Origin of the sequence: Enterococcus sp. DIV2379 (assembly GCF_050542965.1) — a bacterium.
GTDB lineage: Bacteria > Bacillota > Bacilli > Lactobacillales > Enterococcaceae > Enterococcus_D > Enterococcus_D entomosocium.
In genome coordinates, this window is record NZ_CP172938.1 from 573,027 (window position 1) to 597,022 (window position 23,996).

The following is a 23,996-nucleotide window of genomic DNA, read 5'->3' on the forward strand; positions in this document are numbered from 1 at the left end:
CATGATGCTTCATTATTCCACCTCTTTTCGGATTGGTGGACGCGTGTCAAAGGCGTGCAAGAGTTCTTCAAAAATAGGGTGGAACTGAATCACCCCAACCCGACCGTAAATATCAGACATCAAGCATTGCCCATTTTCTAGCTCACGTAGGCGCTTCTGATTCGTCTCATCTTCGGCATCCACCCCGAAAAATTCCAATGTTTTCTTGATTTCCACCAAATCAGTTGAGCGAAAGGCAAACTTCAACCCAATATTATTTTTCATTTTTTCATCTAGTAAGTCTCCAGCATTTTGGGTCACAAAATAGACCCCTGCATTCATTGCTCGACCAGCACGAACCAATTTCATGGAGAGGGTCTTTCCTTGGGAAATTTGTAAGAAGCTCCATGCTTCGTCAAGGTCTACGATTTTAAAAATAGAGCAATCAGAGTGAATAAAGTCTAAGGCAAAGGTGCTAACCACGATTAACATGGCGACACTAAGCAGCTCCATAGTTGTGTATTCCTCAAAGCCAGTATCCGAGTCAGGTAAGACCAAGTCCGCTACTTGAATAATATTTAGCTGCTTTTCAAGGCTAATAGACTGTTTCACGGTACCATCACTAAAGAGCAATTGGGCAAAATCATAATCTACAAAGCTTTCAATATGATCGGCGATATTTTGACTAATCGCTGTATTTTCTTTACGTAATTTATCAATCACCAATAATAAGCCGCGTTGCTTGCTTTGCGTTACTGCTCGAATCGCTTTTCGTAAAACAGGGAACTTCTCACTATCACGACTGGATATTCCAGTTAAAAATGTGAGTATGTCGATCGCTAAACTTTCGGCATCTTTCTTGCGTTTTAAAATGACATAAGGATCAAGTAACCCTTTATTTTTTTCTTCGCTTGTTAAATTAACAATATTAATTTCATGGGCAATTTCCGGTAAAGTATCTTTCCAATTACCACGTTCAGCTTTGGGATCAACAATCACGGCTTGACCACCAAAGAGCACAGCGTAGTAAACCAGCATGTTATTAGAGAATGATTTTCCGCCGCCAAGAGAGCCAAGGAAAGCCGCCGCAAGGGCATTCGTCACGGAACCTTTCACGCCTTGACTGGCAAGGTTTGGTTTTAGATACACATTGCGTCCAGTATCGAGATTATAGCCGACATAAATTCCTTCATTTTCCCCAAGCATTTGTGTCGCTCCAAAACCAAGTCCAGCCAAAAAATCCGAAGTGACATACTGAATATAATCATTGATATAGCGTTTAGAAGCAGGGATAAATTCGCCATGCAAGCCCAGCATATCGCCAAACGGGCGAACCAATTTAATACTCAAATCGTCGTAAAAGTCTTTGACTTCATCACAACGGCGTTTCAATTCATCCAGGTCTTTCGCGGTCACACGTACCACATAACTCAATTTATACATGGCTTCTTTGCTTTGATCTAAGGTTGCTTCTAGTTCATTGACTGATTCCAAGGCATCTACTACATTAGTGCTGGTTTCATTGTCACTTTCCCATGCGTGGCTATCTAAATCCTTTAGTTCCTTTTTCTTGTTGCGAACCGTCGATAAAGCCTTTTTATTTGCCACAATTTCTACATTCATGCTGGTATCAATCGGAAAGGTAAATTGTTGTTGCTGGTAATAAAAAATTTCACTACTGGGAAAGTCCAGCTCACCAACAATCGAGTTGATGGTAAAGTAAGCAGCATAGGTAACGCTGTCCTCATGTTCCAACTTCAAGTAGCGCTGTTTTTCTTCAATGAGACAGCGAGTTGGTTTCAATAGATCGTATTTCTTTACGAGCACTTCTTTATCCCGATACCGTTTAGGTAAATGATAATCATACTCTTCAAAGGGGGTGCCTTGATTGCCATAAAGATGCTCAATGAGATAGCCGAAATCATTTTTATCTAATGCGCGTGCTTTAAAGCGACGAGAAATTTTACTCGCTAAAAGTTTTTCCATTTTCGCAAAACGGTCAATCTCTGCTTTAGGCATTGAAACAAAATCGCCCATTAATTTGTGATTAACACCATTTAAGAAGTCTAGAAAAGCAGTTTTGATACTAGACTGTACATTTTTTAGGGAAAGTTCTTGTTCCGTTAAAAGCAGCTTAAAGCCAATAAAAAAGCGATAGTTTACTTGATTGTTGCCAATCATAGAAACTAACGCTTCGGTTTGTTCGTCTATTTTTTTATGGGCGACCTCTTTTAGGCGTCCGGTGACTTCGGCTTTTGACCTTTCTTGTGTGGCTCGGATACTGGCTTCTGTCGCTAGTTGTAAAGCATGGATTTTACCATCACGATTCTGAGCGATTAACTGACGAAAGTTATCATGTACTTGGTATTTCTCATCAGGACTTAAAAAGCTGTAATTATAAGGAATCAGCTCATAGTAAGCAAAACATTCGCCATCATGATTGAACACTAAATTGTCTTCAATATATTTAATTGGATATGCCATAGTATAGTTCACTCCTAACGATCGTAATGGCTTCATTGAGTTTCTGATTTTGTAGTTTCACTGTTTTTCCAGCACAGGTGACCTTGGGACGAAGCCAATAACTGAGGATTGATTTTAAGAATCCATAAGGCTTTTTTCCATCAAAGGTTTTCTGGCTCATAACCCATGTCAGTGCTGCTGGTAGTCCTACGTATTTTAGTAATGCCCCGTCAATGAAAGACAGAGGTGGTATATTACCAAAGAGGATCACCATCAGTAATGACACCACAAACCACGTCATTTGTGTAAAGGTAATAGGGAAGGGTAGTTGTAGATCATTGATGGCATAGAGCACTTTTTCTACAGACCAAATACTGGTATAACTTCTAATTTTTTTCAAATTATCACATCCATTCTTTTTGCATAGAAAAAGAGCCACAGTTGTGACTCTTCATTTGTCAATCTGAAATTTTCATCATCATTTTGTAGTGTGGTTCATGACCCAATTTTTCAAATATCAATCTGAAAATATCTTTGTACTTATCAACGCTTTCATAATCAAAAGTAATAACAAAATCATCACTAATAAAATGGGAACCATCATTTATACAAGAAACTAGAGACTTGCATACTAGCTTATCTTGTCCCTCAAACTCATCTACACATTTTTCATAATCTACATCACCAATGATTTTGAAATAATATTCTAATATTCTTCGCATAGTGTTAAAGGAAGTAACAGTAGATAGATTATCTTCTGATAATTCTCTCCATAATAATTGATAAGTTGACTCTATAGGATTATCGGGACACTCAATAAAACTTGAAACATTATCCTTTTTTCTTATAATACCAAATAGTACCTCATCTGGAGAGTAACTAGCTCTGCTACCTAAAAAAGTAACTTCCTTATGGAAATATATATTGTGTGTAAGAATGAATGTTTGTAGAATACCATTTTCATTATTATAGCAATCCTTTAATAAATTTTTGACTAATGTACTTACAATAAACAGTACATTACTATCTAAGCTAGAAATAGGATCATCAATCACAATGATTTTTTCAGATGTAATACCTGTCTTTTCTTGACTACCATATACAAGATGGTAGAAATATAAGAATGTAATGAAATTGTATTCTCCTTCACTAAGAGTATCTTTAGCATTAGTACCGTCTACTCTTACAATTTCATAAGTTCCTTTAAGTTGTTCATTTTCTTTTAAACTAAATCCTCTGAAATCAAATTTTTCCAGTAAATTATTAATGTCTGTAACGGTGGGAGCTACACTTGTTAAAGAATCCTCAATAGATACCATTTGCTCTTTGCTTTCTGTAATTTCTTTTTTTAGAGTGTCAATTTGTCCATTAATCGATTCTTTTGCTTTTTCTTTCCCTCGCAAAAATGTTAAATAGGCATCTATATCTATTTTCAATTCTGAAGCAATATAATCCCAAAGTAAATTTGCGCAATTTTTCATTTCCTGCTCCCGATTTCTCACAATTTCATTATTGGACTTAATCGCTCTATTAAATGTGCCTATTATACTATTAATTTCTTCGAGTAATTCTTTTGCGGTATCTAACATTATTTTATTAGAGGGGGAATTTTTCTTTTTATCTAATTCTTTGAGGTTCAATGCCAATAAACTATCCAAAAGCTGATATTTTACTTCTAAATCAGTCACATCAATTATAGGTATGTCCGTTTCAATAATTTCTTTGACGCTGAATAGCACTTGTGAAAAATAAGCATCATATTCTGAAATGAAAATATTTAATTTTTGGCAATCTATTTCATATTCTTCATCAAAATAGTCTTCAATTTCTCGTTTTAAGTCATCGTCAATTCCTTGCTGGCAAAAAGGACATTTATTATCAGCTTTATTCATGAAGTGTAGCCCTTGTTTAATCCAGTCGCTATTTTTAAGTGCATTTATTAACAAACCAATTGGTGAATCAGTACTACCAGTAATAACTTTTTCGAGTAAATCGGATGTTTCGTATGTTAAACTTTGATCAATATTAATCAGAGGAAATAGGGGATAAATTGTACTGTTGCGAGAATAAGCAACATCGTACCTTATTTTCAACTCCTCTAATTCTATCACGCTATTCTTGTCCCATTTTTCGTAAACAGACAAACATTTCCCAGAAAATTTCTGCTTACTATTTCGATATCCTACAAGTGCTTTGCTGAAACTTTCACCAATTGCCTGCTGTATTGCCCAACTCTTTTCTGTAAGTTCATTTTTTTTGCCTTCAATCTCAGCATTAAATTTTTGAATGGTCTGAGTTTTGGTATCAATAAGCGCTTGTTTATCACTATTTTCGTTTTGCAGTATTTTCAATTTATCTTGCTGTTCAATCGAATCTTGTCCTAGTGTAAAAATTCCCTTCAAATTCTCAGATTGCTTAAAATTATCCTCGACAAATTTTCTGTTATAGACGAGAGTCTTAACATCATCATTATGATTAACTTTTATTTCACAATCATCTGGTAGTGGCATAGAATCTATTAATTTTGAAATAGTTGTTTTTCCACTTCCATTGCTTCCATAAAAAAAATTTAATTTCTTAGGCTTTATTTCAACAAGATTTGTATACGTAGCGACATTGTGAATTTTAATGTTTTGAATCAAATTTCTATCCCCCTTATCAAAGTTTATATTCACATTATCTTACAAATTGTGTTATTTCACAATATTATATAACGAGGATTATGATAAATACTCAAACACGCCATGCGAAGTAACCAGATAATTACCTTCAAATTCCATATCTCTACCTAAAGCTTGATAGTCAATATAGTTTTGTAGGTTTGCTGGTACTTCTCCAAGTACGCCTGTTTCTTCAATGTAATAAGCAGCCACATCTTCCATAGAATCGCAATCGGTATAACAAATAATATCGTCAGTATGTTCCAACAATTCTTCTAAAGAATTGAACCACATACCTTGAATTTCACTTAATTCATCATATATCGGTGTGCCTTCTATTTCTTCGATCATTTCACATAGGCGGTTAATTTCACTAATTGGTGTATATTCGCTAATCTCAAAGGGGAGTTCATAATCATGAATGACGTACTCTTCATATTCTTCATTTAAGCCGATTCGTTCTGCCATGTCTTCATAATCAATCGGCGGGGTGAACCAATCACCAACTAGTTCTCCTTCGTTATATTTGCCAAGATTAGCAACGTAGACTTGCATTTCCATCTTCGCACCTCCTTATGCGCCAATGATCCGATTGAATAAGTTAAGTAATACGTCTTTCACGCCACCTGCATTAAAGACCAAACCAACCGCAATCAGTGCGATAATCACAAAACCAATGAGTTTAGAAAACTCACGTTTAAAACCTAAGTACAAGCCAATCACTACGATCGCTAGTAATACAAGCGATTGGGCGTTGCTTAAAAACCAGTTATATAAATTTTGTCCAAAATTCATTCTTCATTCCTCCATTTCATCTGGGTCGTTTGTTCGTCCGTTCGTTTGCTGACTTGAAATAAGCACATGATTGCTATGCCGATTGCGACACCAAGTTCAATCAGTAAGAATCGACTAATCACTAACCACATCAATAAAAATCCTCCTTTCATTAAAAAAAGTGACCTCTAATACTTGAAGTCACGGTATATCCTGCTATTTAAATGGTGCTTGTTTTTCTAAATAGTGTTTGCGGTTTTTCAAATACTGCTTCACACGCCTTAACAATTGTGGGGCTGTTAGCTTTTCGCCATATACAGTAACTTTGTTTGAACCATGAGGGGAAAAGGTTTGTTTGTAAAAATCATAGCGATAGAGCGATTCATTTTCTGCACGACTTCCTTCAATAATCAACATTGTATACGCTCTGGTATTCTGACTATAGACAATCATTTCTATCCCACAAAGAAAGCCGAGAGCGGCAAGTTCTTCCGTTAAACGGCTACTCATAGAATCACATCTTCACGGGTTAAATACTGTTGTTCGATCAGTTTTTCATGCTTTTCGGTTAGCTTGGCTTCATGGATCAATTCAGATAAGATGGCTGTTTGATTTAATTGGTCGATCGTGCCGATCATTTTCAACGTTGGGGCGACTTGGTGACGCAGCCAGTTTAGCGTGCGCTCAAACGTGTAAGGTTCTGGTTCAGTTGTTAAGCGCAAGGCACCACGATCTTTGCCGATAAAAAATGCCCATTGTTGGTTCATTGACCAAGCACTACGTCGCATATTTTTGTCTCTATCAACAAAACGAATGTAGCGATTGATAATTTCAAAGGCAGTTTTTTCGACATCTTGACGGGTCAATAAATCAATGACCGCATGACTTGCTCGTTCGTTTTTCAAGCGAATTTCAAAACGATTCTTAACTTCCGCTTTTTCTAATGGAACATTATTTTTGGCGTATTGCTCGTAGTCCTTTTCATAAATGCAGAAGTATACTTCTGATTTTAAGGAACCCACATATAGGGTATTGCCCATGTCTGTCTTTTCGTCATGGCGGACTAATTCACCACTGCGATAGTATTTAAAGCTGCGAAAAAGCGAGATACATTCTTCGCTTTGACATTTCTTAGCTAGAGCAGGAATGTTTAGCATGCCGGTTTTATCATTAATCGCAAGGTCTAAGCGTTTAAAAATACCTTGGGCATTCAAACAGTCTTTAAAAAAATCAAACCAGCTTCGGTGTTGTGCTAATAGAAAATTTTCATATTGGCGACAGCCTTTGCCTTTGAGTTCCAGTAACACCCCTTTTGTTGGATCATGCGAAGCCATCACTGTAATGTCACCAAAACGGTATTGTTCAGTATAAGAGTAGTAGGCAAAGTCTTCATGAAGCATGTAATCCATGTTCAGGTGAAGAATCGTTTCTAACACTTGTGTCACATCAACCGTTGGAAAACGAATCCGTACATAGTCAAAGAGCAGTTCCAGTGGGGCATCCGGATTCAATCGCTCTAATGTATCAAACAGGGAAGAGCGGATTTGCTCCGTTGGAACTGCTTTGCCATTTTCAATTGCAGAAAGGTAAGGACGCGTAATACCAGCTGCTAGTGCTAGTTTGTTTTGTGAAAGTCCATAAGCCAGTCGCTTTTCTTTTACCCATCCAAGGGTGTTTGTCATGCACATTCCTCCAATCAAAAAAGCAGATGTAAACTATTAAGGGCTAGTTGACATCTGCTTCAATCGTTTAAAACACCTGTTGTACAAGGGTTTTCGTTATGAAATTATTGGTTTTTGGTTGTTTTTGTGCCCCCCTGTTAGATATCGGGGGCTAAAAGAATGGCGTGGCTGGCGCCACACCAATCGATGCTAGTCTGAACCAGTGGCTTGCACTTCGTCCGCCACTGGCTCAGCCTGCATTTTGGCGGCTAATTGACCGATTGCTCCTAGAAAATCATGGTGTTTAGGAACAAGGGGTGTATAGAACTCGCTAATTACACTCGTGCCTACATCTACATAGCCGCGTCCTTTAATTGGTTTTAAAAAGAATTGCTTTTGGGTGTCCGATCCAAACATCATGCTATAGCCCAACTCTGACATACGTCCAAGAGCCACGCGAAAATTAAACTGATCCCTAATCCCATCCGCTAAATATTTTGCGTCTGGACGTTGGCATGCCAAAATAAGAAAGAAGCCTGCTTGCCGACCTAACATCACGATTTGTTTTAATTTACTCATGACTTCAAGGCTTTCACGACCGAGCATATCCATAAAAGCAACATACTCATCAAAAATGAGAAAATTTGCGGGCAGATCAAGAGCAGCATAATTTTGTCCAGTTTGGTAATTCGGGTGATGTTTCATTTCGACACTACGAGCCATCATTTCTCCATAAAAGTGATTGATGCAAGCTAACATATCGTCTTTTCTATAATAAACATTGGGCATAACGGTGGCGAGATCAGCTAAGTCGGCATTTTTGGGGTCAAGTACAAACAACTTAGCATTGGTATGAAGCAAAGCTTCAATAATCGTCAGAATAAAATAAGACTTCCCACTACCAGTTCCTCCAGCAATTAACATATGCGGCAGGGAATCATATGCCCAATAGACGGATTCCATTAACTTTAAACGCCCGTCTTCAGCGGTTACTTCATCAATGCTAATCCGATTAGCGATTGTATCGTAGAGTAAGGTATACTCCACATAAGACTCTTTTAAGACCTTATCAACTAGCTCACAGTACAGACCTGTTTCCAGTTTGTCTTCTAAGCGCAATAGTTGGTCTTGATATTTTCCCATGGTGATTTCCACATTGATATGAATTAAGCCGTCTTTGAGCGTGTAATACATCTTGGGAAAGTGGGTGATTCGCTCTTTACTTTTAGAGCTGGGGAGGTCTTTAAAGAACCCTTCATTTTGAACTTGTTCGGCTTCATACCAACCATTTTGTAGGATCATACGTGCCAACTTTTGGCGGTGTTGCAGCTGCTTAATAGAATCAATCTGGTAGCGATAATACCAACCACCAACAAGTAGACATACAAAAAGGGCAGTTAGGAGACTACCCCAAAAGTAGGATGTTTGAAGTTGAGAGACAACTGTTGTCAAGGTGACAGTTTCCCAATTTGTCTGCAAGATAGCACGCAAATGAAAAGGAAGTATCACTAGTAGCGCAATCATTACAAAAGCACCAAGAATAGTGTGATAAAGCAAGTTTTTATTGCTGGCTCGAATACGTTTGCCTTTATATTTAAGGATAAAAAAAATACCTCCTTTTCTCCATAGTGCCAATGATGATTATTCATCACATCCTGCATAGCGAATCGTTAATATCATATCTTCATCTTCGATATTAAATTTAAACGCAACGGCTTGATTGGCAAGCGTCTTTTCAGCGTCCACTGTTGGATAAGTGAATAGCTGACTGCCTTCTTCGACTGCTTCTTTCCACTTTTCACTGATTTCTTCATAGATATCATCCGCATAAAAGCGAAATTCAGGTTTCACCAAACGTTCGATATCGTTTTCAAATTCATCTCTTCCCAGAATCGAGGTCACTAAATAAGTTTTACTCATAACTGTTTTTCTCCTTTATGCTTCTTCTTGATAACCGAGATAGATAATCACTAATTCTTCTAATGATTCTGTACCGATAGCGAAATTAAAGCTTATTGATATTTGCGTTTTACTATATGCTTCACTCATAACCAAACTGACAATTTCTCCCCGTTTTTCAAAACTATGTTCAATTAATTCCATGATCAAATGTTCGGGATTTAGTGTGGCTTCAGAGGATAGTGTCTTTTCAATATCTTTGAAAAAATCATCTAACCCGATAATTGATCCCATAGCGAGTTGATTGCCTTCAAAACTCATAAATAAGTCTCCTTTCTTAAGAATTATTTAGTGGGTTGCTTCTCAGTTAGTACCTTTTTTTGTTTTAAAAGAATATCCTCTGCTTTAATGTACCAATCGACATCTGCGCCCACATAAGTAGCAGTAGCGACAGTATCGGCAACTGGATTGATCAATTCTACTTCGGCATTATAATCAAAATTCTTTTCGCCAGCAGAAGCGGGGATACTGACTTGAATCATGCGTCCTTGATTTTTCGACTTTAAATCATAGGTACGTTCTTTGACTTGTTCAGTTACATTGCCTTCTTCATCCACAATTTTCACCTCACGTCGTAAGGCGGAAAACTTCAATGTGCCAAATGTTTTTTCTTTTTCAATAACAATTCCTTCTGCTAATCTCATAATGATTTACTTGTCCTTTCTAGGCTTTTACCATATTGTCAGCGGTTAAAATGTAATTGGTGAAACCGCGGTTATTGATTTTGTAGCCTTCAGCAGTAATCTTAGGATTAACTAGGCGTACTTTTTCTTCTGCTTCAAAGTATTTTTCACCAGCTTCGGCAGGTAAAACGACGACAATATCGTCCGCTCGTTGGATTGTAGAGTATAAGTTGTAACTACGTGAGAGAATGGTAGGTTTGCCATTGATCCGACGTTGTTCTACCTTGTCTTCACCAGCATATTCTAGTATTCCAAATGTTTCTTCTATATTGGGGATCACATATTTTAATTCCATTGTTTTTTCCTCGTTTCTTTCTTTAATCTTAGAGTCATTTTCAAACATGCTTTGTCAGTGGGGGAACGAATAGGGGACATAAGCGATCTCCTTTCCATAAAAAAAGTGATCCTTCCATATAAGAAAAGATCACTGCGGTAGTAATAAAATTGAAAAAAGAATCAAATTCTAGTTAGTCATTTTCCCTTTTTTCTTCCGAGCATAAAATAGTCCTAGCGCACTCGTAACAGCAGCTAACCCGATAAGTAATAGACCAGTATTTGTTGTAGCACCCGTTTTAGGGAAACGTTCGGTTCTTTTTGGAGTGTCAATTTTTTGATTGGTCATTTCGCATTTCACCACCTTTCCATTTTCTTTGATGTCAAATCTTAGCGGGGTTTCATCTAAGCGATAGCCGTCTGGTGCTTCAAATTCTTGGAAGTAATAGGTGCCAATAGGGAGGTTTTCAAACGTAAAAATACCTTTCTCATTGGTACGCCCCTCAACAATGACTTCTTTTTTGTCATTTAAGATCCGGATACCGGTATTTGGTAGTACCTTTCCTGTAGAAACATCTTTTTTGGTTAATTCAGCTGTTCCTTTTTTTAAGTAATTGGTAAATTCAAAGAGAATGGGTTCTTCGATTTCCTCTGATGGTGCAGGCGTTTCACCTAATAATTGATTGTCTTTGTCATAAGCTTTGATCCCATCTTTGGTTGATTCAATACGAATCACATCTTTAGATAACATAAGCTTGTCAGAAGAGGACGCTTTTTCTTTTAAATAGAACGTGCCCACAGGAATAGTTTCAAATACGCCTAAGCCGTCTTTATCAATTGCGACTTCCTGCATAATTTCACCGTCTTTGGTTTCAAGTGTGAAGACAGCATCAGCCCCTAGCGTGTCGTAAGTAAAGGACAGCCCATGTTCTTTATCAAAATTGGCATGTTCATTGACTTTCTTCATAGTGAACTCATTAAAATGCAGTTTGTTTAAAATTGGGTGACGAGTGATTCGTTCTAAAGTCTCTTTACCATAAGTAACTGTATCGTTATAAATGTGAATTGGGTAGGTAGCGTGATTATTTTCCGCTGTAAATTCAATGTCATATTCCTTCTCATCCAGTACATGATTTGTTCCAGCGTCCAGCTCTTTCAAGTAATACTTTCCTTCCGGTAATTTCAAATCAAGCACTGCAACGCCATCTTTTACCGTTTGATAGCCAACTAGGGAATCTGCTGGTACTTGTAACTTATCTGACAACTGTTGTTCCTCTCGGGTGAAGAGTCCGAACACTTGCCCATCACCTTTAATAGCTTCAATTTCAGGCTGATTCTCCTTCCAATCCGTGATTGATTCCTTATTTTTAAATAGTTGAATGTCTAAAGATTGGAAATCATTGGTCGCAGTAAGGGAAGTAGACGTAAGTTCCACTAGTTGTCCAGCATACTTTAATTCAAAAGGAATGGGGGTGGGATCAACAATAAAGCCGTTTGGCGCGGCTACTTCTACCGCTTGGTAGTTGCCAAGATATAATTCTGGAGATCGCCATGCGCCTTGTTCATCTGTAGTTAAGGTCGCCACTGTTTCGCCTTTTTTCACACGAGTTGTCCCATCATTGGTTGTAATGTCCGCAATAGCTTCAATGCGATAAGTCACACCAGCAATTGGCGTGTAATCATAATTAAACTCGTAGACTTGTCCATATTCTGATTCTTTTATTTCTACACCACTAGGTGTTTGTCCTGTTTTGGTAAAAACTACAATGCCTTTTTGAGAATGATCTTTGAAACAAATTTCAATTAACCCATCCTTATGAGAACCATCAACTGTAAACTCCGCTGGCTCTTTCGCTAAAATGTATCCCTCAGGCGCTTGGACTTCGATTAGTTGATAGTCACCGTAAGAGAGGGTTTGAGGAAGTAGTAAGTAGCCTGCTTCGTTGGTAAAGAAGGTATTGGTTTTCCCGTCTTCATTGGATTTTGGCATAGATACTAATTTTCCTGTTTGTAGGTTTTTAATCTGGAAACCAGCGTCCGCACGGGGAATCACTTTTCCGGTTTCAGCGTCTACTTTCACCACTTTTAGTTTTTCCTCAATGACCTTGTTTTCAATTGCGTAGTGGTGAGTTTCATTTTGTTCACGGATCGTCACCTTGAAATCAACGGTTGCTTTGTAGCCTTCGGGTGTTTTTGTTTCTTTCACGGTATACGTGTCATAAGGTAGCTCAGCAAATTTCAAGTAGCCTTCCTTATCAGTGAAGTCCTTCTGCACTAATTTCCCAGTTGTATCACTGTAGACACTAAATTCAACATTTTCCAACGGTTTCATTTCTTTGTCACTAAAGAGGTTGGTCAACCAGTCATAGTTCCCAAATTTGACTAGATCAAAGCTACCAGTAATGACTGTTTCTTTGACCGTTGTCGATTGGACAGCCGTTTCAACGGTTTGTCCGGCATATGTTAATTGGAAGGGGTGTTTTTCTGTATCCTTTAAATAGCCTTCGGGTGCTTGCGTTTCAATCCAATAGTAATCATCAAGATTAATGCCAGAAACAACTGCCGTTCCATCTTTTATCGTTACTTCTTTGATTAATTGATTGTCAGACGTCCGGCGTAGTTCGTAAACAGCGCCATCTAACGTTGCAGCACCTTGTGCTTTGGCACCTGTTTTAGCATCTTCCTTAATTAAGGTCACTGTTCCTTTTTTTTCATTTTCTACTTGGGAAATAGAGGTGGTGGTGATTTCAACGGTTTGTCCTGCATATGTTAACTCAAAAGGAATTTTCTCTTTGTTTAGCTGGTAACCAGCAGGTGCTTTTGTTTCAAGGGCATAATAGTTACCCAGCATTAAGGGGAGAGAGGTCGTCTTACCGTTTGAATCGGTGGTCATGGTAGAAACCTTGGTGCCGTCCGTTTTGTAGATAGCATAGATCGCACCACCTAAAGAGTAGTAGTCGTTTGGCATTGTGGTACCAAAGTCTTTACCAGACTTTTCAAGCAGTACTTGCCCTAATTGTTCTTTATTGCCAAGTGTTACCGTAATGGTTTCATTGGGTTTAATAGTGATTTTTTTAATTTCACCTTTATTCACATACCCATTGGGAGCAGTTACTTCACTAACGGTGACCGTTGTTCCTTCTGGAATATCTCTGATCGTAGCTACTCCGTTTGAATCGGTTACCACTTCTTTTGATGTACCGCTATATTCAAATTTCAATTTTGCATTTGCTAAAGGTTTGCTAGTTTCTTCATCAATTTTAGTCACTTGAAGATTGCCTAGCTTAATCACATTCACTTTCACGCTGGCTTGTTTGGCACTGTCTAAATGAAACTCCACCATGGATTGTTCGTTTGGCTTACGATAGACAATGGATGTACCAATTTTATTTTGCGGAACTTTGCGATAGGTAATACTACCATTGTTAGAATCTTTACTTGGAGTGATCACTAAGCTATTCGCGTTTTGTTTTAAGGTTGCATTGGTGTTGTTTGATTCTAAGCTCATATCTGCTAACACATTATTTGAATCGGTTAACGTAATAGAATCCCCGGCTTTGACGGTGACTGTTTGAGCATTCCAAGAGGGGAGGGTATCGTGCCGATTAACAAGCGCCATAATTTCAGCTTTGCGTTGGTCATAGTTTGGAATCGACGTACTTTGACGCTGATCTTCTAATTCCTCCCAAATCATAGCTTGTGTTACAGCATAGTCGTAGTGACTTTGATTAGTTATTGTATATCCATAATAAGCAATTTTTGAGAGCTTATCTTTTTTGGTACTGATATAGGACTCAGGTGTGTAGCCTTCGCCACCATTCGCTACGATGCCAGATTCAATGCAGAAGACTTTTTTGCCATCCATTTTTAGTACGTAGATATTATGAGTCATTGAATAGCCTGTGTTAGGACTGATTCCCGTATAATAATAATTAGTCGGCTCGTCTAGACTTAATGAACTGGCAAAAGTAGGAATTGAAGATGTGAAAAGGGTGCTGATAAAAGTCACGCAGACCATCAGCACCCTTAAGGTTCTATTTAGAATGTTCATTTTTGTTTTCACGATGTTTCTTCCTTTCATAAATTTTATAGTGAGGCTATTTTCATCTTACAAATGTTCAGGAGAATACTTTATTAATTAATTCAATCAAACTATAATAGAATTAATCTAAAATATGACAAGCAGAAAATTCAAAAGACAATAGAAATTATTACTAATTGCTAGTAGTGACATAAGAGGATAATTATACTGACAAAGAATCGAGGTGCTAAGCACATGGAAAAAATACGAGTTGACTACAATCAAATGTTTGATAATTCGAACGAAATTGAATTTTTGAAAAAAATGTTTGAGCAATACAAAAAAGAAATATACATATTTAATAGTCTGGCTGAGGAGATATCTTTTCTGTACAATTTGGGTTTGTTTTTTTCAGAGTGTTACGAAAAAAATACTAGCTTGAATCAAGAAGACTACATTGAGTTTATATTTAGAAATGCTAATGATTACTATTATCCAATATACTGTTACCTACAAGGGATAAAGATTTTCGAAAATAATTTAGATACTTTGGGATACGATGAATCATTCATTGATGAAATAATGAAAAGATGTTATGTGAATTTAGGAAACGAATTAAGCAATCATTTTAGAACAATTGATGCCTTACACTATTTTAATAAAGCAATATTACTTGATTATGATTTTTCAATGGCTAGAGGCAATCGAGCTTTTTGCTTAGAGAAACATTCACCATTTATTGATTTTGATGAACAAGATAAGATATTTAACTATATACACGGTGAATACTGGTCTATTGATATATCTGAAATAGAAAATGGTGAAGAACTATTCCTTACTCGAATGTTGAGATACGATACTTTAAAGAAGTCATATTTAGCTAATCTTGCTCAAGGAGGCGATCCCCATTACAGTCCATCAAATTTATTAATGACGATTGATTTTAATGACGAAAGATATGAAAATTGGTGTGTAATGAATGTTTTATATCTAAATTTTTTAAATGACTATTGGTGTTTCGAAGAAGCAAAGTTTGATATAAGAATTAATGAATTTTGCACAGCTAGACGGATACCAGAAACATCTAAAGTAATGTTGATCAATATGTTAAACAATTTTATCGGCTTAAGAGAAGGTTTATACGAACATCTTGTCAAAGATAATGAAAATCATTATGAATTAGCCAATATCTTCTGCTTATTATTCTCGTTTTTCGATAAGGTATCATTTTTCTTATATAAACATTTTCAATTAATTCCACCGAATAATAACGAGCGAAGAGTTAACATGAATAGCATTTGGAAATGCAGCGATTCAAATGGGTATAAACTGTTAGATTATAAGAATACATTTCTTTTTAATCTTTACTGGATGAGAAAAGAATATCGAGATGAAAATGATTTGGAATTAAGAAATTATTTGTTGCCAGATGCGCAAGAATTATCTGACTATCGGAATTTCTTAGAACATAAAGCATTTTCTTTTGTTGAGAATTCAGAACTATACTTTATTGATCCACAATTACTAGAGTCAAAAACTTTGAGATTGATGCAGCTAGTTAGAAATATGCTTCTTTCACTAATTGGTTTGTTAGATGTAGAGAGTAAATTAATTGATCCAGAAACTGGTCTAAGAGATATTAACGTAACCTTTTTGAATCATCAGTTATTTTAGCGTGATATTGATTTTGGTTACATCTGTAGAAAAAAACGAAAATGAGCTAACCTAAATCATTAATTAGCTATAGCTCATCACGTGATAATTAAATATAGGTATTGGAGGATTCAAAAAATTTCTTTCATTTTACTAGATTAACTTTAATAGAAAAGTGTTTGGTATGGACCATCGTACCTAATTATACTTTTTGCAATTATTGATTCATCGAAACCTATTTTTTTTAAAATAAGTACATCTAAAATACATTGTAATTTTAAAGTTGCATAGTATAACTCTCTTGTATTTGTAATAGCTGATTTATACTTAGATAATGAATCTCCATGTGTTAGATAGTTTCTTGTATCTGCTACAGATCTACAGAAGTTTTTGATTATTTTCGCTCTATTTTCTGAGCCAAATAATTTAAGTAGCAATTCTTCAGGTAGTAATTTTATGCAGTTAGTCAATTTCCAACGCAAAGCTCGTTCTCCCACAAAATTTATTTTGTTTTCAAAAAACTGATATTCATCTTTATTAATGATTTTTCTATTTAGGTTTTGATCTAAAACATCAAACAATTCATTTTTAATCTCTTCATATTTACTAGGTAGCTCAGGTCTTATATTTAAATACTGCCTTGCAAATACTTCTAGATTTTTTGATGTATCTATAAATAAATCAGAATCGAATCCATTTTTAAAAGCTTGATTAGCTCGTGTGTTTAAAATTACTTCTAAAGAATCATATTCTTTTTCAAATGTATGAAAAAATAAATCAATTGATTCATGAATTTTTTCGTATTCTAAAACTATTTTTTGGGGAGTTGACAATCTTTGATTAAAAAACACGGAGATTTCTTGCGAATCTGTAAATAGTTTTAAGGATTCATTATTTAGTCTTCTTCCGAAAAATATTGAATAAAAATTATTGATTCTGTGTAAATCATCTATTAATTTATCAAAAGAATATGCATTGTTATTTAATATTTTTATTTCGAAATATTTTTTTAGAGATATTTCCATTTTTATAAATCCATCAATATGTTTGCGTGATATTACAGCTTTTTTTGAAAACTCCATTGTATCGTTTTTTATTAACTGAGAAGTTTCAATTGATTTTAAGCTATCTTTTGAGTAATTTATTGATTCAGAGTTTTCTGGTGTGTTCATAAGTATTTTAATTGGAGAATTTTTATCCCAACTGTCATAAGAATCAAAAGAGAAATTATATTTAGTTATAATTAAGTCGCTGATTAAAGAAATTGGCTGGGAAGAAATAAATAAGGTATTTGCTTGATATTCTGACATTCCAATACCGGGCATATTGTTGGTTTGTTTAGTAATAAAGCAACTGTCCAAATATATATATTTCCCATTTTCGGAAAATCCGTAGATTACTTTATCATCAACTAAATTTTTCTGATCAAATAAGTCTCTAAGATTACCCATTAACTTTAATGAAATTATATTGGGAGTAAATGTTAAAGTTCCGTAAATACCATCATTTAAATCTGATTCAGGTAAGTACCATAAACCTCTTATTTCAAAATCTTCTAACATCGTTACTTTATTATCATATTTCTTCATTTTGTATAGACTCCTTGATTTTATAATAAACTTAGTATACTGCTTTTATTGTCTGACATCTACTGGCATAATGGTTTCTGTTATTTTAGTAATATGTTATTAACCAGTAACAATATTCCTTTTCCAGATAAGTAAGGTAAAGTTCTTGAATAAGAAATTCAAAAATGAATAGTAATAGCCGTTTTGTTTTATAAATACTTAAAAGCAAAAGATGTTGATAAGAATAAATAATAAATTTAGCTAGAAAAGAGGGGATAGCAATTATGGAAAAAAAATCAAATTATAATAGGTTGATCTTGATGAATGGTGATATGTTTCTCACTCCGGAGGAGAGAACAGAATTGAAACAAAGTTTTGAAGAAAATAATATGGAAATCTTTTTCTTAGAGCAACGTGGTATCAAGAACTCTATATTTGACGGAATTGAGATCATATTAAACAATAACCTGTTTAATATGTTAGTTGGAGGGGTATTAATGCCCGCAGCCTATGATGTTTTAAAAAATAGTTTAGTTACTATAGTAAAAAAAATTAGAAAAAGTAATATTAAAATTTTACGCGCCAATAAAGATCCGGAGCCCGTAAATGCTGTTATTAAAGTTAAAACTGATGCGGGAGAAATCATTGCATCTATTGATCAAGAACTTTCTCCAGAAGAAGTTGAAAAATATATAGAAGCTTTGATTATGGCGCATAAAATTGCTAATAACACTCCAGATAATAAAAATCAACACTTTATTGTAGAAAAAACTTCTGATGGAAATCTGGAAGTTTTACCCCTAATAGAGTATTTAAAAAAGCAGAATAAAATTTAAAGTGGAGAAACTTTAAATTATTTGAAAAAATAAGTGATTTCCATTTTTAGTATTCGTTCTAGCTCGCAATTTTCTTACTAAACTTATCCAAAATATCCTTATTTTTTCTGGTTAAAACAGATTGAAACTAAATCAAAACTAACTACAATTGACAAAAATTACTAGAACTTCGCAGCATTCACAGGAAATCTAGAATGCTGGTATACCAACGATTAGAGCTTATCAGAAGCTCTGAAAAAAGCTAGCCTTTTGCTGGAAGGCAGTGTGGGGTAAACCTATTATATGAGCTAGAACCCTTGATGTATAAGGATTCTAGCTTTTTTGTTTTGTCTTGATAGTAGAAATGACCAGTTTTTTTACTGATTATCCATCATATCAGCAAAGTCTTGACCAGTTTTCTTAGGGGCGTTGTTTGTAATGTGTGCATAGATGTCTAATGTCACTTTACTATTTTCATGCCCTAATCGTTGTTGAACTATCTTGACAGAGTCTCCAGCTTCTAATAACAAACTAGGATGGGATGTCTGAGTCCATGAGGCGTAATGTGAGGTAAGATATACTTTTTCAAAATATATCTTAACCAATCATTCACTGTATTTGGAATGTATGGAGAGTTTTTAAGTGTTGTAAAAAAAATTGCTCTTAGTGACATCTGGCAGTCTTAGTTCTGTAAAAGAGAGCTCTGTCAGTAATTCTTCAACAGAAGATAAGATAGTTGATGAAATGTTATGGAATGCTGGTGAGGATAAAAAGCTTAATGACTTTATGAGTACTTGGGGACAAACCATGAATCAGACATATAAACAATACAGTCCGAATAATAATGTTGATTTATACGGTTTGCAACTCCCTGACTCGGTTCTGAATAACAATAAGTGGCAGGCGGCTATTGGTAATACGCCAATAGTTTTAAATTGGTCAGAAAGTGGTGAAGAAGAATCAGGTTATTCTTTAGTAGCTGTTTATTCGGATGCAGAGGCACAAGATCATTTATCGAAGCATGTTTATTTCTTTACCATTAATTCAGGAGTACCCAAAGTGTTAATAACTAGCCAGAATCAAGGGAATCCGAATAATTATTTATACTTTAAAGAAACAGAGAATAAAGAGCTTAGAGATGGTTTTAGTAATATTGTGAATAGTAGTGTAACTTTTGATGATGCTAAATCAAATTTTACCAAAGATGAACAACTCAGCTACTTCATCAGCAACTATGGTCAATTACCTTATAAAGGCTATCTAACGACTGAAAATGATGGCAATGGTACAAGGATTACTTATTATGTTGATGAGTCTATTCCAAATGATCAGCAAGCTATATCAGAAGCAATTGAACATCTGAAAGCAATTAGCCTATCTGTTCAGCAGAAGGTGGGAGAAGGGATAACAGTAAGCTTAAAAGAGCCGCTGGAAACGGAGTACACTCTTACTCTGATTGATGGAAAACCAACTTAAAGTAATCATATCTTCGGTAGAATCATACAAGGAATTGAATAGGATAGAGAACCCCACCCCGTTGTTTTGTGACCGTACTAAGGGTGCCCTTTAAATGAGCTACAGTGCTCACTTGGGGTACTCTTTTTTTGACTTTTGCAAAAGGTTAATTAGTTTTGATACATGAAACGAAATGAAATACAGCTTTATAAACATTGATATACAAGGGTTTCTATGTTTCATATGTAAATGAAACGAAAAATAGTTTTTGGCTGAAAATCCTTAAAAAGTACTACATACTTGTGGGGGTTATTGCAAATGAAACAGACCTGCAAATATTTCATATAGTAAAAAGAAAACGCTATATTGATTGTTTTTTACCAGTGTGATATTATTAATTTAGAACAATTACCTAGAGTTCCCTGCAAATAAATTTGCTATTATACAAAACAATAGCGGTATGAAAAAGCCCCTGTATGTTCTATTGACGTCAAAATTTGTTTTGATATCAGGATTACGCATATCTGGACTATAGTATGAGTCTATGATGTCACGACTTTGTGTTGTATCACTCAGTGAGAAGCAGGGGATTTAATCAAGCTAATAAAAGTTGTTAGCTAAGTAAGAGTGAAGCGTTAACAAGACTGTTTAACTTCTAAATCTATAATTATAACGCAGGGGAGGGTCTTAATGACCTAAATAATTATAGGAGGTAAATGTCATGAGCAAAAATAAGCAAGTGTCTAAAATTGTTCTGGTTAAACAGTGGCTTAAACAACGGACATATAAAAATGGAACTTTGAGCTTTTTTAATTGTCTCAAGCTTATTGCAGAAATTCAAGGCATCATTGGTGCTTTCAAAGTCGTAATAATGGTTCTAGGATTCGTTCTAGGCGTTCTGTATAAAGTCTTGCCTTTTCTAATTGAAGTGTGCAACTTCTTAGAAAACTTGGCTTCATCTCTTTCTTATAAAAGAAGGAGATTTTTTTATGGATTTTACTAAATCTAGGCTATACGGTATATCAAATAAAAAATACTTGTCAGAACTAATACAGTTAGAGCTGAAAACCTTGAAAAATGTCGATAGCTATTATGAAGTGGCACCATTTTTTAAGAAAGTAAATGGGAAAAAGAGAGAGCTTTACAATCCTTCAGAAGCTCACAAAAGAGCACTTAAAAATATTGTGAAGGGACTAAGTTATATAGGTTTCCCCGATTACGTATACGGAGGTATTCCTCTGGTTGGTTATGTGGACAACGCAAGCAGACATTTAGAGAAAGAGTATTTGTTGTTGCTAGATATTACTAATTTTTTCCCTAGCACAAAGGATTCGTATGTTTATAGCTTCTTTCATAATACTATGTCTCAGTCAGAGGATATAGCAAAAATTTTAACTAATTTGACAACAGTAAAAAAAGGTGACGAGCGTTTTTTGCCACAGGGATTCTCAACGAGTCCTATGCTAAGCTTTTTATCCTATCATCAAATGTACGAAGAATTAGATGCTTTTTCTAAACGTAATAATTTTACTTTTTCAGCCTACTATGATGACTTTACATTTTCATCCGATAAGTTTATTCATACTAATAAGCGGAGAGAAGCAGTTGCAATAATAGAAAAATATGGTTTACAGGTCAATAAGAAAAAAACAAGATTAACAATATGTAATCATACAAGAGTCACAGGAGTGATTATTCATGGTGATACTAAAAAGGCTCCTAAAAAGCTTCATAAGAAGATGTATGATTATTATAGATTACTGCTTGATATGGACAAGGAGCCGACTAAATATACTCAAGATGAGTTTATTGATACATGCAATAGACTACAGGGGTGTCTAGCTGCGATTCAGTCAATAGAACGGGAAAGAAACCTTGAACACTATAATAATACATTACGCCACGTGAGAACTAAGTTTGATGTGCCTGTAGAGAAAAAAAAAGAAGCAGTTATACTTTAGAAATATTGAAGACAATAATTAAAAATAGAGTTTGGGTTGTTCTAATCTTAAGGAGGAGAAAAATGAAACTGATACTGTCTAAATGTAAAACAAGTGATTTCGATGAGGTGTCTAGATTACTTAGTGAGAATAATTATATACAAATAGGTGATAGTAGAGTTGAGCCACAAAATAATTTAGAAATGTTTCTTTTTTTTGAAAGTCATGAAAAAGAGCGGGTAAACTGGCTTTCCGAACTATTGAAATTCTTTAATGTTAGTAAAGAGGATTACGAAGAACATAATATTTTTGATGATACTCTATATCAGTATAATGCAGTTATTATTCTAAAAACTCCGAATAACTTATACGCACATTCATTAAGTCAAGGATTTAGAGTTCTTGAAAAAATTATTGATGAAGAATTTGGTTTGAAGTTTGCTGAAAAGACAATAAAAAATGAACATATCACTTTAAAAAATGTTAGTTACATTCAAAAAAATAAAATGAAAGGTATTACTAATTATAAGAAAGACCAAGGAGAATTTCCTAAAGCGAGTGAAAGCTATGCTTATGTAAGTGGAAAACCAGATTTTGATTTTTATGGAAATTCTATTGATTGTGGAACTGGTGTATCTTTTTCGAAAAATTTTGATATAAATAGTACAGAAGGATTTTATCAATTGTCTGAATTGCTAAAAAATGTAGATGAAGCATTAACTTTAAAGGATAATAAATCCATTTTACCAAGAAAGAAAAGGATTGCAAAAAAATCTCAATTATCAAAGTTATTGGATGAGGAAGTCGTAAAAAAGATAGTTGATAATACTGATGAAATAGGCATAGCTTTGGATGTAAGCAAAATACACTTAGTAAACAATTCAATTAATATATATTCAGAAAACAATCATTTAGAAATATATATAAGCAACCATTTGCAAAAAACCAAAGAAGAGCTAGAACCTTATGATGGTGCTATAGTAGAATACATTCGTAAGAACAAGGAAATAATAACATCTTTAACAGACATAAAAATTAGAGTAACTAATCATGAGTACCACGTAATCGAAAGTCGTCCTTTAAAAGAGTGGATTTATTGTGAATTAGAGTATGAGAGTATGCTATATACTCTAGATTCGGGATATTGGGGGTATTTTAACGACAAATTCTCAGAATTATTAAGGAAACAATTGGAAGAGGTAAATAGAGCAATAGAGTATAATGATGAGTTTAATATACCTTATATATCTGGTGAAGGACGCCTAAAAGGAGAAGGCGGATACATTGAAAAGTTAAGTGAGGGTAAAAACTATATAAAGTTGCACCAAAGAAATATTAATTATAATGGAGTTCCAATAGAAATAGCAGATATATACAAAAGGGATACCCAAGAGCTAATAGCAATTAAAAGGGGAATGGATACATCAAATAGTATGTATAGTTTTGAGCAATCTATTTTGTCGGTTCAGCTACTAAGAAATACTACTGAGTTTGATGTAGAAAAAGAATTACTAAAATACAATGACAGAAATATTTATGAAGATAAGGAAAAATTTCCTAATATTCAGAAACCAACTATTGGAAAAATTTTAGATTCTAGAATTTCCTCCGTGTTATGGTTACAAAGTACAGAAAAATATGTAAAAATGGCGGATGAAAGACAATTTGATTTCAATCAAATAGGTTCAATTTTACTAAAATTAAAAATTGTTGATTGGTATAGTTCAATATTGGAAAATAATTTTACACCAAAAATTTACATGGGGAAAGATCTTCAAGTTAATAAAAAAAGTCAAACTTAGCAGATTGACTTTACATTAAGTATTGCTCCCAATAACACATCAAAATTGACCAGATTTTGACCATCCTAATTTGATAATTGTTGCTAAATATTGACTAATTGTACTTCTATGAATCATCTTAATTGTTTAGTTTGACACTCAATGACACTGGTTAAGAAGTCGATTCCAATATGGAAGGGTCTGTGGGGTAATAGGTGTATACCACTACTTTCAGAGCTCTGTTGACTTGATTAGTATCTTACTGTTTTCCATTTAATAATAAAAAAGGAGTACTCTAAGGAGTGCTCCTT

General features: G+C 34.8%; 21 protein-coding genes and 1 pseudogene. 6 read left to right on the forward strand and 16 right to left on the reverse strand.

Annotation, left to right across the window (positions count from 1 at the left end; translation table 11 throughout):
• Nucleotides 1–12 precede the first annotated feature (12 nt).
• The 14 genes from IGI92_RS02730 to IGI92_RS02795 all read right to left on the reverse strand — a co-directional run bounded on the left by IGI92_RS02730 (nt 13) and on the right by IGI92_RS02795 (nt 14,515).
• Entirely contained in the window at nt 13–2,463 is a 2,451-nt protein-coding gene (locus tag IGI92_RS02730; RefSeq protein WP_430607936.1) for an ATP-binding protein, read from the reverse strand.
• Nucleotides 2,447–2,842: a conjugal transfer protein gene (locus IGI92_RS02735; RefSeq protein WP_430607938.1), complete on the reverse strand. Its 396-nt coding sequence runs from the start codon at nt 2,840–2,842 to the stop codon at nt 2,447–2,449. The genes IGI92_RS02730 and IGI92_RS02735 overlap by 17 nt, the downstream gene beginning before the upstream one ends.
• A 58-nt stretch (nt 2,843–2,900) precedes the next feature.
• Nucleotides 2,901–5,084: an AAA family ATPase gene (locus IGI92_RS02740; protein WP_430607941.1), complete on the reverse strand. Its 2,184-nt coding sequence runs from the start codon at nt 5,082–5,084 to the stop codon at nt 2,901–2,903.
• Nucleotides 5,085–5,162: 78 nt separating this feature from the next.
• The gene (locus IGI92_RS02745; protein ID WP_430607944.1) at nt 5,163–5,663 is read right to left on the reverse strand and encodes an antirestriction protein ArdA; all 501 of its coding nucleotides are present in this window, start codon (nt 5,661–5,663) and stop codon (nt 5,163–5,165) included.
• Between the two features lie 12 nt (nt 5,664–5,675).
• Entirely contained in the window at nt 5,676–5,897 is a 222-nt protein-coding gene (locus tag IGI92_RS02750; protein ID WP_137663415.1) for a hypothetical protein, read from the reverse strand.
• Nucleotides 5,894–6,031, reverse strand: coding sequence for a hypothetical protein (locus IGI92_RS02755; protein ID WP_430607946.1), 138 nt, complete (start codon nt 6,029–6,031; stop codon nt 5,894–5,896). Before IGI92_RS02755 ends, IGI92_RS02750 begins: the two co-directional genes overlap by 4 nt.
• A gap of 61 nt (nt 6,032–6,092) precedes the next feature.
• Nucleotides 6,093–6,386 (reverse strand): hypothetical protein, encoded by a 294-nt coding sequence (locus IGI92_RS02760; RefSeq protein WP_430607949.1) that lies wholly within the window; start codon nt 6,384–6,386, stop codon nt 6,093–6,095.
• Complete coding sequence (gene mobT / locus IGI92_RS02765) at nt 6,383–7,564, reverse strand: MobT family relaxase (RefSeq protein WP_430607951.1); 1,182 nt, start codon at nt 7,562–7,564, stop codon at nt 6,383–6,385. Before mobT ends, IGI92_RS02760 begins: the two co-directional genes overlap by 4 nt.
• Before the next feature lie 183 nt (nt 7,565–7,747).
• The gene (locus tag IGI92_RS02770; RefSeq protein ID WP_430608479.1) at nt 7,748–9,139 is read right to left on the reverse strand and encodes an FtsK/SpoIIIE domain-containing protein; all 1,392 of its coding nucleotides are present in this window, start codon (nt 9,137–9,139) and stop codon (nt 7,748–7,750) included.
• Nucleotides 9,140–9,178: 39 nt separating this feature from the next.
• A complete protein-coding gene (locus tag IGI92_RS02775; RefSeq protein ID WP_270790907.1) occupies nt 9,179–9,457 on the reverse strand; it encodes a hypothetical protein in 279 nt (92 codons plus the stop codon).
• A gap of 15 nt (nt 9,458–9,472) precedes the next feature.
• Nucleotides 9,473–9,757: a hypothetical protein gene (locus IGI92_RS02780; RefSeq protein WP_430607954.1), complete on the reverse strand. Its 285-nt coding sequence runs from the start codon at nt 9,755–9,757 to the stop codon at nt 9,473–9,475.
• Between the two features lie 23 nt (nt 9,758–9,780).
• A complete protein-coding gene (locus tag IGI92_RS02785) occupies nt 9,781–10,140 on the reverse strand; it encodes a YdcP family protein (protein WP_270790905.1) in 360 nt (119 codons plus the stop codon).
• Between the two features lie 19 nt (nt 10,141–10,159).
• A complete protein-coding gene (locus IGI92_RS02790) occupies nt 10,160–10,474 on the reverse strand; it encodes a YdcP family protein (protein WP_430607957.1) in 315 nt (104 codons plus the stop codon).
• Between the two features lie 168 nt (nt 10,475–10,642).
• The gene (locus tag IGI92_RS02795) at nt 10,643–14,515 is read right to left on the reverse strand and encodes a SpaA isopeptide-forming pilin-related protein (protein ID WP_430607959.1); all 3,873 of its coding nucleotides are present in this window, start codon (nt 14,513–14,515) and stop codon (nt 10,643–10,645) included.
• Between the two features lie 213 nt (nt 14,516–14,728).
• Between IGI92_RS02795 and IGI92_RS02800 the strand changes: the two genes are divergently transcribed.
• Nucleotides 14,729–16,147, forward strand: coding sequence for an LA2681 family HEPN domain-containing protein (locus IGI92_RS02800; RefSeq protein WP_430607961.1), 1,419 nt, complete (start codon nt 14,729–14,731; stop codon nt 16,145–16,147).
• Nucleotides 16,148–16,290: 143 nt separating this feature from the next.
• On the opposite strand, the gene IGI92_RS02805 is transcribed toward IGI92_RS02800, so the two are convergent.
• Nucleotides 16,291–17,715, reverse strand: a complete 1,425-nt coding sequence (locus IGI92_RS02805) for a HEPN domain-containing protein (protein ID WP_430607964.1) — start codon at nt 17,713–17,715, stop codon at nt 16,291–16,293.
• Between the two features lie 263 nt (nt 17,716–17,978).
• Here IGI92_RS02805 and IGI92_RS02810 point away from each other — a divergent pair, with 263 nt between their 5' ends.
• Nucleotides 17,979–18,530: a hypothetical protein gene (locus tag IGI92_RS02810; RefSeq protein WP_430607965.1), complete on the forward strand. Its 552-nt coding sequence runs from the start codon at nt 17,979–17,981 to the stop codon at nt 18,528–18,530.
• A gap of 356 nt (nt 18,531–18,886) precedes the next feature.
• Here the strand turns inward: IGI92_RS02810 and IGI92_RS02815 are convergent.
• Nucleotides 18,887–19,161 (reverse strand): annotated as a pseudogene (locus IGI92_RS02815) (tyrosine-type recombinase/integrase); the annotation flags it as partial.
• 14 nt (nt 19,162–19,175) lie between these two features.
• Between IGI92_RS02815 and IGI92_RS02820 the strand changes: the two are divergent.
• The 4 genes from IGI92_RS02820 (at nt 19,176) to IGI92_RS02835 (ending at nt 23,706) form a co-directional block, all read left to right on the forward strand.
• Nucleotides 19,176–19,985 (forward strand): DUF4767 domain-containing protein, encoded by an 810-nt coding sequence (locus IGI92_RS02820; protein WP_422704915.1) that lies wholly within the window; start codon nt 19,176–19,178, stop codon nt 19,983–19,985.
• Nucleotides 19,986–20,685: 700 nt separating this feature from the next.
• A complete protein-coding gene (locus tag IGI92_RS02825; protein ID WP_422704914.1) occupies nt 20,686–20,967 on the forward strand; it encodes a hypothetical protein in 282 nt (93 codons plus the stop codon).
• Nucleotides 20,954–21,925, forward strand: coding sequence for a reverse transcriptase family protein (locus IGI92_RS02830; protein ID WP_430607967.1), 972 nt, complete (start codon nt 20,954–20,956; stop codon nt 21,923–21,925). Before IGI92_RS02825 ends, IGI92_RS02830 begins: the two co-directional genes overlap by 14 nt.
• 62 nt (nt 21,926–21,987) lie before the next feature.
• Nucleotides 21,988–23,706, forward strand: a complete 1,719-nt coding sequence (locus IGI92_RS02835; protein WP_422704912.1) for a DUF6119 family protein — start codon at nt 21,988–21,990, stop codon at nt 23,704–23,706.
• Nucleotides 23,707–23,996 lie beyond the last annotated feature (290 nt).